We start from the raw sequence: 11,318 nt of genomic DNA, 5'->3' as shown, positions 1-11,318 counted from the left end.
CCGAAGTGGACTTCCTCGATAAATTCATCTCGAAGATGTACGGCTACCAGAAAGAGCTGTTCGAGGCGAAACAGAACCCGCTGACACGCCGCGTCCGGAACATCCTCAAAAGCCGCCAGGTCGGTCTGACTTACTACTTCGCCGGCGAAGCGTTCATGGACGCCGTGCTGAGCGGTGACAACCAGGTGTTTCTGTCTGCCAGCCGATCGCAGTCCGAGATTTTCCGCAGCTACATCATCCAGTTTGCACAGCAGTGGTTCGGCATCGAGCTTACGGGAAACCCGATCACCCTCAGCAACGGCGCCGAACTGCGCTTTCTCAGCACCAACAGCAGCACCGCCCAGGGCTACCACGGCCACGTCTACGTGGACGAATATTTCTGGATCCGTGACTTCGAAAAACTCAGCACCGTGGCCAGCGCCATGGGCACACACAAGAAATGGCGCAAAACCTATTTCTCGACGCCCAGCGCCGTGTCGCACCAGGCGTATCCATTCTGGTCAGGCGAGGAGTTCCGCAACAGCAAACGCGGCAAGAAGGCCGGCGGTGTGTGGCCCAGCGAAGCGGCCTACACTCAGGGCGCGCTGTGTCCGGACGGCCAGTGGCGCAAGACAATCACCCTGGACGACGCGATCGCCGGCGGCTGCGATCTGTTCGACCTGGAGCAGCTGCAGCTGGAGTACGACGAAGACAAATTTCAGCAGCTGTTCTACTGCAAATTTATCGACAGCACGCAAAGCGCATTCAGCCTCAAGGATCTGGAGCGTTGCTACTCGGATCTGTCGTTGTGGGAGGACTACAACCCGGATCTGGATCGGCCGTTCGGCAACAGTCCGGTCTGGCTGGGCTACGACCCGAGCCGCACCCGCGACGACGCCACCTGCGTGGTCATCGCGCCGCCACTCGAACCCGGGGCGAAGTTCCGCATTCTGGAGAAGCACAGCTGGCGGGGCCACTCGTTCACCTACCAGGCTGCACAGGTCAAGAAGCTGACCGAGCGCTTCAACGTCCAGCACATCGGCATTGACGTCACCGGAGTGGGTTACGGCGTGTTCGACCTGGTGCGCGACTTCTACGCCAAAGCGACGCCAATTCACTACAGCCTTGAGGCGAAAAACGCCCTGGTGCTGAAAGCCCAGGACACGATCCAAGGCAGTCGCATCGAGTGGGACGCTGGCTGGACGGACATCGCGCAGGCCTTCCTGACCATCAAGCGCGGCGCCACCAACAGCGGCCAGATTACCTACAGTGCCTCGCGCACCGACGCCACCGGCCACGCCGACATTGCCTGGGCGGTTATGCACGCCCTGGCCAACGAACCTTTGAACACCAACAAGCGGCGTCGTAGCCGCTACGTCACGAGTAACCAGACCAGCCATGGCCAACCGCAAACGCAGAAAGCAACACGTAGCCCAACCACCGCAGCAGCCAATGCGCTCATTTACGTTCGGGGAACCGGAACAGGTGCTGTCCGGCAATATTGGCGAGTACGTGGGGGTGTTCCCCAGCGACGACGGCAAGATCTACAAGCCGCCGGTGTCCCGGGTTGGCCTGGCCAAGTTGCTGCGCGCCAACGCGCACCACGGCGCCATTCCCAAGTTCAAACGAAACCTGCTGCTGCGTGAATTCATCCCCTCGGCGGGCTGCAGTACGGAAACGATGGGGCGCGCCGGGCTGGACTACATGGTGTTTGGCGAAGCGTATTTCTACAACGACACCAACGCGTTCGGCCAAGTGCTGGAGCTGCAGCACCTGCCCGCCATCAACATGCGGGTGAAGGTCGACGGCGGTTTCGTGATGCTGCTGCCCGACAACAAGGAAATGGAGTTCGAACAACACGAGATCTCCCACGTCCTGGACTACGACGTGGAACAGAACATTTACGGGATTCCTGACTACTTGGGAGGCCTGCAGGCGCTGCTGCTCAACGAGGCCGCAACTCTGTTCCGTCGCCGGTACTACAGCAACGGCGCGCACGCCGGTTACATCTTCTACACCAACGACCCCGACCTAACGGAAGAGGACGAGGACGAGCTGCGCGCACAGATCAGTGCGAGCAAGGGCGTGGGCAACTTCCGATCGATGTTCGTGAACATTCCCAACGGCAAGGAAAACGCAATCCAGATCATCCCTGTGGGGGACTTTCAAGCCAAAGACGAGCTAGAGAAGGTTAAGAACATCACCCGAAACGACGTCATCGCTGCATGGCGCATGAACCCGGCACTAGCCGGCATCATTCCGGAAAACACCGGTGGTTTCGGGGACATCGAAAAGATAGATCGCGTGTACACCAGCAACGAGATCAGGCCGATCTGTCAGCTGTTCAACCAATTGAATGACACGCTTCGCGAAGACAGGCGCTTTAGCTGGAAATCTACGCCAGATGCAGTGGATACCACTACATGACGCGGACACCAGAGAGAATACCACTGCATATTGTGGCAAAATGGTGGCGATCAGCTGCCCCTGGGGAGGGACACAATGAGAGTTGTATGCAATTGCGGACACAAGGGCCGGATTGCCTCGCGGGAAGAGGTAACCAGAGCCTTTGTAAAACTGTACTGCCAGTGCCTAGACGCAAAGTGCGGGCACACATGGGTGGCAAATCTGACGTTCTCGCACACGCTCAGTCCGTCGTCGCAGACGTTCGAACGGATGCTGATCGATCGCTTGCGCGAAATGCCCAGGGCGAAGCAGCGGGAGCTTTTCGAGCAGTTGGGATCGCAGGCGGTGGCATAGGACAAACCGCCGACACATGGCCGGCGATCACTACAGCGGCGCTAGATTAGAGGCCCGGAAGTTCAGAGCCGTCTGACTCTTCCGGGTTTGTCGCTAGAACCTCGAAAAGCCGACGGAGCTGCTTTTGCTCCTGCTCACTCAGCTGACGGTAAAGGCTGATTAAACGGCGCTCCACTCCGCTCATCCCGAGCCATTCAAACTCGGAAGATCCAACGCGGGCAGGTTCTACTTTGATGCGATCCAACATGCTTACTACTCCATAAAGTGCATGGCTGAATCGACGTTTTGGGGGCACGCATCCGCTTTAGTACGGGAAGGTGACGAATGCCTTACATGATTTGTTACAGGTTAATTCTGGGCGCGCAAAGCATCATCGGCCATCGCTTTCACGAACCGACGCACAGCTTTTTGGTCATCCTCCGGAATGCTGCGATATCGCTTCAGCAGCTGTTCATCTTCGGTGGTCAACTCTCCCAAAGGCTCGGGCAAGCGGTTACCGGTAATGACGTAAAGAACGTCAATTCCAAGACCTGCAACTGCCGCGAGGTAGGCGGTATCAGGGTTTCTCGCGCCTCTTTCATAACTGCCTTGGGTGTTGCGATTGACGCTGCCGGCGACTGCCAAATCTTCCTGTTTCAAGCCCAGCCGGGTTCGTTCTTCGCGAAGGCGCTCGCCCGCACTGTTGGTCATTTCTCCTTCAGAAGAACAATTTTTCAATCTTCCAACCCTTTACAAGACCAAATAAACGATCATAATCGCCGCTCATGAACACGAAACAACACGAGCGAACACTATGCCCGCCACAGTTACGCCCGAGCAAGCCCGCGAGGCGCTTGATCGCCGAGGGATAAGCATTGCGGAGTTCAGTCGAAAACACTCACTGAACAAGAATTTGGTCAGCGACCTTTTGAACGGTCGCAAAAAAGGTCGCCGTGGGGAGGCACATCGCGCCGCCGTACTGCTTGGACTCAAAGACGGCGAGATCGAACAGTAGTGCCCGTACTCAACAGGGAAAAGTAGAAGATGAAAAGCCCGATCCTAGACACCCGCAAAGAAGTTATGAGCGAGATCATCCGCAGCTATACCGGCGGACGCGAAGCCGCCGCTGCACGCTTGGGGCTGAAGCTCAAGAAGTTCGACAACCATGCCTACGAAAACGCCGGATGCAGTCCTCTGAGTGACTCTCAGGTTTTCATGCTTGAGCAGGACTGCGGAACTCACCACTTCCCCAACTACGTCGCCTCAATGTACGGCGGGTTGTTCGTTCCAGTGGCTGATCCTGAAACGCTAGACAACGTCGAGCTATACGCTCGATCGCTACAGGTAGCGGCAAAACGCGGTTGCGTCGACCAGGCGATCGCCAAGGCGCTGGAGGACGGTTCAATCAGCGAAGAAGAAGCCGAACTGATTCTGGACGCTCACAACCTCCACGTTGCTGCACGGCACGCCGAAGTGCTTGCCGCAATAGCTCTTTACCGCGCAGGGAAAGCCCAATGAACAATCTGCCTGCAGTACAGGAGTATCAGGACATGCTCAAAGCTGCGGCGTCGGTGTTTCTTGAACGGCACCGGTGCGAACATCTGAGCGATGATCAACAACTGATCAAACGAGCTGTGCAGCATTTGGTCGCGGACTTCGACGTACTCACTCCGACAGCTGAAAAAATGGTTCACCTGGCCTACAGCGATTTGTCTGTTGTCAGCGATCGGCAGCGACTGGATGTAATGACCAGCACACCGACACACACCGTTATCACTGACACAGGCACCGGTGAGGTTTGGGCCATTCCCGTCAGCCTGATTTATGAACGCATCCTCAACGCACCGGACAACGGGCGTTTCCGCGTCACCACTCCGTAACACCTAACCACTAAATCCCCGATCCCCCATTCCCGTGGGTTTGGGTGAGTTGCGCCCGAAATTGAGGTTTGACGATGGAAAACGCCCTGAACATCAACGCAAAACTGCCACCCGTGCAGGCCGAAGCGCTCTTGGCCAACCTGCGCGAGCAGTACCGTCTCAGCCTCAATGACCTTTGGTATTCCGACCATTACCGCCTGATCCCCGAAGGGCTACGCCACGGGTCGATCCTCACGAACGATCCGGTGATGGCCGCTCGAAAACATCTGATCGGCGCCCTCGCCGGCGCCCTGACTCAAAGCCTCAAAACAGTGAAAAAACCATGAGAGACGATCTCCGCTCCGACGTCCTGCAGCGCCTTGAAAATGACTACGGCCTAAAACACCGTACCGGCACCGACTACATGCGCGGTGGTGAATGCCCCAAGTGCAGGAAGAAAGAGCTGTATTCACGTCACGACAAGCCGTGGCTGGTTATCTGCGGTCGCCCTGAAAAGTGCGGCCACACCATGCACGTCAAGGAGATCTACGACGATCTTTTCGAAGACTGGAGCAAGCGAGCCCCCGCTACGGACAGTGCACCAACGGCCACAGCCCGCGCCTATCTGGAGTTCGGCCGGGGCTTCGACATCCAGTTGATTGCTGGCTGGTTCACGCAAGACACCTACTACTCCTCTCAGCACAACGCAGGCAGCGCGACAGTGCGTTTCGCCTTGGAGAAAGGCGGCTACTGGGAACGCTTGATCGACAAGCCGGCACGCTTCGGAAAGATGAAAGCGCGTTTCGCTCCGGGTGAAAGCTACCGGGGGGTGTGGTGGTGCCCGCCCTGTGTGGATCTGCTCGAAGCGAAAGAAGTGTGGATCGTGGAAGGCATCTTTGACGCCACCGCCCTGGTGCACCACGGCATTGCCGCCGTGTCCGCCATGTCATCCAACGCCTTCCCGGCTGACTCGCTGCAGGCGTTGGTCACAGCACGCCCCGGCAATCTGCCGAAGCTGGTTTGGGCGTTGGACAACGAACCAGGTGCACACGCTTACACCAAACGTTGGGTACGTATGGCCCGCGAATTGGGCTTTACCTGTGAGGCCGCGCAGATCCCTCAGCGGGACAAACGCAAGGTCGATTGGAACGACTTACACCAGCGCTGGCAGTTCCTGGACGAAGGCGAGAAGCGCGACGCCCAAATTGGAAAAGACATCACCATTGCTCGGCATCACGGCGCGCTGCTGATCGCTGAGAACGCTACCGAAAAAGCCCTGGTGATGTTCGATTGGAAGCGTCGAAGCGAATTTCATCTGGAGTTCGGCAATCGCCTGTATTGGTTCAAGCTTGATCTGGAGAAATACAACAAGGCCATTCAGGAACTGGAGGACAGCGAGCATCACGACGATCAGCAGCTGAACAACAAACAGATGCGGGCGAAAGCCATGCAGCAGTGCGGCGCGCTGCAGCGCATCGCTACCTGCAATCCGAAAGCCTTGTACTACCAGGAAAACAAGCTCACAGACGAGTCCTGGTATTACTTCCGGATCACGTTTGCACACGACGCTGCGCCGATTAAAAACACATTCACCAGCGCTCAGATCTCTTCATCGGCCGAGTTCAAAAAGCGTCTGTTGGGCATTGCCCCCGGTGGGATGTTCACCGGCACAACGCAGCAATTGGACGCGTTCATTGAGGAACAAACCGACGCTCTCAAGACCGTTCAAACCATCGACTTCACGGGCTACACCCGCGAACACGGCGCATACGTGTACGGCGATGTGGCGGTACGCGACGGTAAAATCTTCAAACTGAACGAAGAAGACTTCTTCGACATGGATCGCTTGAGCATTAAAACGCTCAGCCAGTCAGTGACCTTGAACCTGAACACTGATCTGGAGAAGTTCGACACCGAATGGCTCGACATCATTTGGCAATGCTTCGGTGCCAAAGGGCTGGTCGCCCTCGCCTTCTGGTTCGGCTCATTGTTCGCCGAGCAGATCCGGCAGCATCAAAAGAGTTACCCCTTCATGGAAATTATCGGTGAGCCAGGCGCCGGTAAATCCACCCTGATCGAATTCCTATGGAAGTTGTGCGGACGCCTCGACTACGAAGGTTTTGACCCCACTAAAGGCACGCCAGTTGCTCGGGCACGAAACTTTGCCCAGGTCGGGAATCTGCCGGTGGTGTTGATTGAATCTGAGCGCGAAAAATCAGATGGAAGCCAAACCCGCCAATACGACTGGGACGAACTGAAGACCGCCTACAACGGCCGCAGCGTTCGCTCAACCGGTGTAAAGAACAACGGTAACGACACCCGCGAACCGCCCTTCCGTGGCGCCGTGGTCATCGGTCAGAACCACGCGGTGAACGCCTCTGAACCGATCCTGCAGCGCCTGGTGCACATCGCCATGACGAAGGACGGGCAGACCCCGCAAACCAAGCTGTTGGTTGAAAAACTTGAGCGTATGCCCGTCGACCGCGTGAGCGGGTTTCTGCTCAAGGCCACCACGTCGGAGTCCTCCGTGATGGAGACCATTCGCGCGAAGGTTCCGACCTACGAACAGGCGCTGCTGGCCCTGCCTGAAATTCGCACCGTCCGGATCGCAAAGAATCATGCCCAGCTGCACGCGCTCGTAGACGCACTGGTGCACGTCGTTCCTCTTAAAAAGCATCAGTTGGAAGCTACACACGCGGAGATCCAGAACATGGCCAAGGATCGCCAGCTGGCCATCAATGCTGATCACCCGGTCGTCGTCGAGTTTTGGGAACTGTACGAATACCTAAACAGCGCTGCCGGCGGACTCAACCACTCACGCAATGACAGTTTGATTGCGGTGAACCTCAACGACTTTGCCAAAGAAGCCGCGGAGAAACGCCAGAAAGTCCCGGACATGACCGAGCTGAAACGCCACCTAAAAACCAGCAAGTGCCCGAAGTTCGTGGAGACAAACAGAACCGTTTGCTCTGCCTGGGAGTTGGACGCTGCAGACAAACCGAAAACCGTGCGCTGCTGGATTTTCCAGAGCGCTTAACGAAGTGGTGTCGAGGGGTTGCAGCCCCTCGACACCTACCACCACTGAGGGCAACACGATGAAAGCAAAGCACTACAGCGGTAGCGATTCAAAGGCTAACACACAGGGCGACGTCGACACTCAATCCGCCCGGCACCTGATGGCAATCCGGATAGTCGGCACAGCTTTGTTCGATTACCAGATAACCAAAACAGACGAAGCGCGGATCCGCCTTGAGTGTTTGGCCACCTTCGCTAAACAGCAGGGCGATATAGATGCGACCGAAGTCGCCATTGTGGCCCAGCTTCTGGCCAGCCATTCATCGTCTGGGGCTAGGTTATGAACGACCAAAGCATTCGGGAGCGGCCGGCATTGGCCAGTAAGCGACTGGATCTGCCGAGCATCTGCGACATCTGCGGCAACGCCCGATCTACCCGTAAACATCAAAAGTGCAGCCGTATTCGCCAGCATCGAAAGACTGAGGAATGGGCCGCTGTAATGGCCGAAAAGGCTGCAATCAGAAAAGCAAAGGAACGCCGTTATGTTTAAACGCCGTGAGCAAGCAGCACCAGAATCAAACCCAGTGGTTTCTACTACGCTTTCAGCAGAGCCCGCCTCTACACTGGTCTGTCATCAGACGCGGGAACACACAGGTTCGAGGGTTGTACCGTGAGCCAAGCAACAACAGGTGTTTTGACCTTTCAAGACCTGCAGCACATCACCGGTTACCAGCGTCGATCCGATGTAGAGCGCTCGCTGATCGCCCAGGGTGTGCGCTTGTTCCGTGGCCGGACTGGCCCGTGGACAACGCTTGACCTGATTAATCACGCCGCCGGGGTCACGTCGGCCAGCGCTGAAAGGTACGACACCGACATATTATGAGGCGAGCGAGGAAGCGTAAGCACAACCCCCATATCCCTGCCCATGTCGATCAGGCCGCCCTCCCGGCGGCCGTTTACTTCGACCATCGCGACAGTGGTGTCTGGTACACCCTTCATCGGGACGAGACCGGAAAGCAGCGCCGCCAAAACGTGGCGCCCGCAGACGTGTCGCTGGCAGAACTCCATCAAATCATGGACGAGGCTTCCGACGTCGATCGAGGAACGCTCCGCTACGTGTGCGAACAATTCCACCTGAGCGACCGTTACAAAAAACTAGCTCCCAAAACCCACGACGATTACTGCTACTCCCGCGATGTTCTGCTGACCATCCCCACCAAATTGGGCAAGCCGCTGGGCGATCTCGCCGTGAAGAAATTCACCGCCGCCCTGGTGCAACGCATTGTCGATCGAATCGCAGACGAGGGCACACCCTCAAAAGCGGCGCACGCACTGCGATACCTGCGCCGCGTGCTGCAGTGGGGACGCAATCGGGGTTTCCTTGAGGTGAATCCTGCCCTGGGCATCGAAGCGCCGATAGAGCGTAAACAACGCCGGTTGCCACGGTTGAACGTTATGGACGTACTCATCGATCGCGCAACGGCGCGTGGACGTCTGGCACGTAACGAGCCTGGCGGTTGTCCCGAGTACCTGGCCAGCGTGATGGAGCTGGCCTACCTATGCCGACTTCGCGGCATTGAAGTCGTGACGCTCACGGACGCGAACGAACTACAGGAAGGGATTTTGACCAATCGCCGCAAGGGCAGTCGGGACAATATTGTCCGATGGACGCCCCGACTGCGCACCGTGTGGGAAGGCGCGAAGGCGTTGCGCGCGAGGGTGTGGGAGCGCCGTAAAACGCCGATTCCGATCGCGGCGTCAAAGCGCTTTATCATCGTGGCCAGCCACGGTGGCCCGCTTCGAAAAACGAGCCTCGACACCGCCTGGCAACGCTTTATCACTCTAGCGATCGCAGATGGGAACATCGATCCGGAAGATCGCTTCGCCCTGCACGATCTGAAACGGCGCGGCATCACAGATACCGTAGGCACACGTGCAGAAAAACAGGAGGCTAGTGGGCATCGAGACGCAAAAATGATGGATGTTTACGACTATAGTGTCCCTATCGTCGACCCCGCTTGTGAATAAAACAACGAAAGCACCGAATTACAGAAGGATTTTCAATGAAGAGCAGCTTCGCAGGTTTTTACGCTCCCACTCCCGAGCAGTATGAAGTTCTATGGAAAGAAGCTCTGTTCGTACTCGACACTAACGTTCTGTTGAATCTATACAGGCTACCAACTCTAGCAAGAAACGAACTGATCGGACTTCTAGAACTTCTGAAAGACCGCATTTGGATCCCGCACCAAGTAGGTCTTGAGTTCCAAAGGGGAAGACTTACTGTAATCGCCTCTGAACGAAAGTCAACGGAGGAAGCTTTAACCGCAGCACAAAGCGTTGTGGGCCAAGTAAAGAATAAGGTTGAAGGACTTCAGATCGACAAGCGCGGTCTTGGCATTGAGTCAAAGCCACTCCTTGATGAACTTGAAAAATCCAATCAAAAACTAATTGATGCCATCACTAAAATACACACCTCTCAACTCGATGTCTCGTCTGCGGATCTAATTCGCCAAAAGCTCGACGAGCTTCTCGAAGGACGAGTCGGAAAAGCACCTTCGACCCAAGCCGAATTGGACGCGTTAGTCTCAGATGGAGATGAGCGCTTTAGCAACAAAATCCCACCTGGCTTCGCCGACTTAGAAAAAGACAAAAACCCGAATGAATCTAGCTTCGTCTATGATCACATTAAATACCAGAGAAAATTTGGCGATCTAATACTATGGAAGCAACTGCTGGAACACGTTAAAGAGTCTAAAACTAAAAAAGTCCTTTTTATCACGGCCGACCGCAAGGAGGACTGGTGGTGGAGGGAGCAAGGTAAAACCATAGGCCCCCATCCCGAACTAATGCGTGAAATAACGCGAACTGGCGGGGTAGAGCTTTTTTGGATGTATTCTTCGGTTCAATTTGTTGAGCACGCTAATAAATACTCAAAGGCAAAAGTTTCTACGCAATCGGTAGCAGAAATCGAGCAAGTCGCACAAAATCAATCTGACCACATATACCCTAGGCAGTTCTTTAGGTTTAGACGATCACCCAACGGAGAGTTTATACCCGATACATCGCTAGATACAAAATCTAGCAGAATATATGAAAATGAGACAGTCTATTCATGGCTATCACGCAAAGTCCCGGAGCTTAAACATAACCCGCGCGGACTTCCAGAATTTATAAAAGAAAAGCCTGAGGGATTGCATGGATATCTCTTAAGCAGAGGTCTTGATATAACTTCATACGCACGTGATGCAAGACTTCCGCAGCGAGTACAAAACGCACTTTATCAGGTTGAGGAAGGGGAGCTTTGCTCGCTTTCAGTTATATTCATTTTAAGCGAAAAAGAGGCAGACTATCTATTGAGGCACCAAGCAATGCTAGTAGTAAGAGAACGAATCGAGGCAATGCTTCGACTACATTCGATTGCTGAAGTCTATATCGGTCTCCCGAATGAGGATGAATTTGAGGTTTTCCTGCATCATCGAGGATATCCCCGTAGATCTGAAGACCTTAGAGATGACTCTCTTGAATAATTATTTGTGACAGTCTGTACGATGCCGCGAGCCGGCGCCCCACGTAACAAACCATCTTAAGGGACTGCTTTCGCTAGGTTCCATTGATGGTCACACGTAACAAAAAACCACCTAAGCCATTGATTTTAATGTTGAAAGCACCTTACTTGTAATCAGTAGGTCCCGGGTTCGACTCCTGGTGCCGGCACCATATAAATCA

The 11,318-nt window shown here is 55.4% G+C and carries 15 protein-coding genes; 12 read left to right on the top strand and 3 right to left on the bottom strand.

Annotation, left to right across the window (positions count from 1 at the left end; genetic code table 11):
- The 3 genes from ACW9IR_RS26245 to ACW9IR_RS26235 form a co-directional block, all read left to right on the top strand.
- Positions 1–1,625: terminase large subunit domain-containing protein (locus ACW9IR_RS26245; RefSeq protein ID WP_457465534.1), on the top strand; the 1,625-nt coding region annotated here is incomplete at its 5' end.
- Entirely contained in the window at positions 1,537–2,406 is an 870-nt protein-coding gene (locus ACW9IR_RS26240) for a phage portal protein (protein ID WP_457465536.1), read from the top strand. The genes ACW9IR_RS26245 and ACW9IR_RS26240, both read left to right, overlap by 89 nt.
- Before the next feature lie 75 nt (positions 2,407–2,481).
- On the top strand, positions 2,482–2,739 hold the full coding sequence (locus tag ACW9IR_RS26235; protein ID WP_064392752.1) for an ogr/Delta-like zinc finger family protein: 258 nt from the start codon (positions 2,482–2,484) through the stop codon (positions 2,737–2,739).
- Positions 2,740–2,785: 46 nt separating this feature from the next.
- Here the strand turns inward: ACW9IR_RS26235 and ACW9IR_RS26230 are convergent, their stop codons facing one another.
- Together ACW9IR_RS26230 and ACW9IR_RS26225 are read right to left on the bottom strand one after the other, a co-directional pair.
- On the bottom strand, positions 2,786–2,986 hold the full coding sequence (locus ACW9IR_RS26230; RefSeq protein WP_457465532.1) for a hypothetical protein: 201 nt from the start codon (positions 2,984–2,986) through the stop codon (positions 2,786–2,788).
- Positions 2,987–3,087: 101 nt separating this feature from the next.
- On the bottom strand, positions 3,088–3,429 hold the full coding sequence (locus ACW9IR_RS26225) for a helix-turn-helix domain-containing protein (protein ID WP_457465530.1): 342 nt from the start codon (positions 3,427–3,429) through the stop codon (positions 3,088–3,090).
- Between the two features lie 103 nt (positions 3,430–3,532).
- On the opposite strand from ACW9IR_RS26225, the gene ACW9IR_RS26220 reads away from it, so the two are divergent.
- From ACW9IR_RS26220 to ACW9IR_RS26200, 5 genes are all read left to right on the top strand, one after another.
- A complete protein-coding gene (locus ACW9IR_RS26220; protein ID WP_447807726.1) occupies positions 3,533–3,733 on the top strand; it encodes a DNA-binding protein in 201 nt (66 codons plus the stop codon).
- Positions 3,734–3,762: 29 nt separating this feature from the next.
- A complete protein-coding gene (locus tag ACW9IR_RS26215; RefSeq protein ID WP_039756492.1) occupies positions 3,763–4,236 on the top strand; it encodes a YmfL family putative regulatory protein in 474 nt (157 codons plus the stop codon).
- A complete protein-coding gene (locus ACW9IR_RS26210) occupies positions 4,233–4,598 on the top strand; it encodes a hypothetical protein (RefSeq protein ID WP_141126972.1) in 366 nt (121 codons plus the stop codon). The genes ACW9IR_RS26215 and ACW9IR_RS26210 overlap by 4 nt, the downstream gene beginning before the upstream one ends.
- Before the next feature lie 74 nt (positions 4,599–4,672).
- A complete protein-coding gene (locus ACW9IR_RS26205; protein WP_039756488.1) occupies positions 4,673–4,924 on the top strand; it encodes a hypothetical protein in 252 nt (83 codons plus the stop codon).
- A complete protein-coding gene (locus ACW9IR_RS26200; RefSeq protein ID WP_457465527.1) occupies positions 4,921–7,614 on the top strand; it encodes a toprim domain-containing protein in 2,694 nt (897 codons plus the stop codon). The genes ACW9IR_RS26205 and ACW9IR_RS26200 overlap by 4 nt, the downstream gene beginning before the upstream one ends.
- 88 nt (positions 7,615–7,702) lie before the next feature.
- Here ACW9IR_RS26200 and ACW9IR_RS26195 read toward each other — a convergent pair whose 3' ends face one another.
- Entirely contained in the window at positions 7,703–7,912 is a 210-nt protein-coding gene (locus ACW9IR_RS26195; protein ID WP_457465526.1) for a hypothetical protein, read from the bottom strand.
- Positions 7,913–7,932: 20 nt separating this feature from the next.
- Here ACW9IR_RS26195 and ACW9IR_RS26190 point away from each other — a divergent pair, with 20 nt between their 5' ends.
- From ACW9IR_RS26190 to ACW9IR_RS26175, 4 genes are all read left to right on the top strand, one after another.
- Positions 7,933–8,142 carry a hypothetical protein gene (locus ACW9IR_RS26190; RefSeq protein WP_457465524.1) on the top strand — a complete coding sequence of 70 codons (210 nt, stop codon included), beginning with the start codon at positions 7,933–7,935 and terminating at the stop codon, positions 8,140–8,142.
- Between the two features lie 120 nt (positions 8,143–8,262).
- Positions 8,263–8,475: a DUF4224 domain-containing protein gene (locus ACW9IR_RS26185; RefSeq protein ID WP_457465522.1), complete on the top strand. Its 213-nt coding sequence runs from the start codon at positions 8,263–8,265 to the stop codon at positions 8,473–8,475.
- Positions 8,472–9,620 (top strand): site-specific integrase, encoded by a 1,149-nt coding sequence (locus ACW9IR_RS26180; protein WP_457465520.1) that lies wholly within the window; start codon positions 8,472–8,474, stop codon positions 9,618–9,620. The genes ACW9IR_RS26185 and ACW9IR_RS26180 overlap by 4 nt, the downstream gene beginning before the upstream one ends.
- Before the next feature lie 35 nt (positions 9,621–9,655).
- On the top strand, positions 9,656–11,119 hold the full coding sequence (locus tag ACW9IR_RS26175; RefSeq protein WP_457465519.1) for a PIN-like domain-containing protein: 1,464 nt from the start codon (positions 9,656–9,658) through the stop codon (positions 11,117–11,119).
- Positions 11,120–11,318 lie beyond the last annotated feature (199 nt).

Source organism: Pseudomonas sp. SDT291_1_S447 (assembly GCF_054070155.1).
Note: the sequence above shows the minus strand (reverse complement) of the source record. Positions and strands in the feature narration are given on the sequence as shown.

What these genes read in the sequence shown, in the direction of transcription:
- ACW9IR_RS26235 (WP_064392752.1), top strand. Translation starts at nt 2,482, where the DNA reads ATGAGAGTTGTATGCAATTGCGGACACAAGGGCCGGATTGCCTCGCGG.
- ACW9IR_RS26230 (WP_457465532.1), bottom strand. Translation starts at nt 2,986, where the DNA reads ATGTTGGATCGCATCAAAGTAGAACCTGCCCGCGTTGGATCTTCCGAG.
- ACW9IR_RS26225 (WP_457465530.1), bottom strand. Translation starts at nt 3,429, where the DNA reads ATGACCAACAGTGCGGGCGAGCGCCTTCGCGAAGAACGAACCCGGCTG.
- ACW9IR_RS26220 (WP_447807726.1), top strand. Translation starts at nt 3,533, where the DNA reads ATGCCCGCCACAGTTACGCCCGAGCAAGCCCGCGAGGCGCTTGATCGC.
- ACW9IR_RS26215 (WP_039756492.1), top strand. Translation starts at nt 3,763, where the DNA reads ATGAAAAGCCCGATCCTAGACACCCGCAAAGAAGTTATGAGCGAGATC.
- ACW9IR_RS26210 (WP_141126972.1), top strand. Translation starts at nt 4,233, where the DNA reads ATGAACAATCTGCCTGCAGTACAGGAGTATCAGGACATGCTCAAAGCT.
- ACW9IR_RS26205 (WP_039756488.1), top strand. Translation starts at nt 4,673, where the DNA reads ATGGAAAACGCCCTGAACATCAACGCAAAACTGCCACCCGTGCAGGCC.
- ACW9IR_RS26200 (WP_457465527.1), top strand. Translation starts at nt 4,921, where the DNA reads ATGAGAGACGATCTCCGCTCCGACGTCCTGCAGCGCCTTGAAAATGAC.
- ACW9IR_RS26195 (WP_457465526.1), bottom strand. Translation starts at nt 7,912, where the DNA reads ATGGCTGGCCAGAAGCTGGGCCACAATGGCGACTTCGGTCGCATCTAT.
- ACW9IR_RS26190 (WP_457465524.1), top strand. Translation starts at nt 7,933, where the DNA reads ATGAACGACCAAAGCATTCGGGAGCGGCCGGCATTGGCCAGTAAGCGA.
- ACW9IR_RS26180 (WP_457465520.1), top strand. Translation starts at nt 8,472, where the DNA reads ATGAGGCGAGCGAGGAAGCGTAAGCACAACCCCCATATCCCTGCCCAT.
- ACW9IR_RS26175 (WP_457465519.1), top strand. Translation starts at nt 9,656, where the DNA reads ATGAAGAGCAGCTTCGCAGGTTTTTACGCTCCCACTCCCGAGCAGTAT.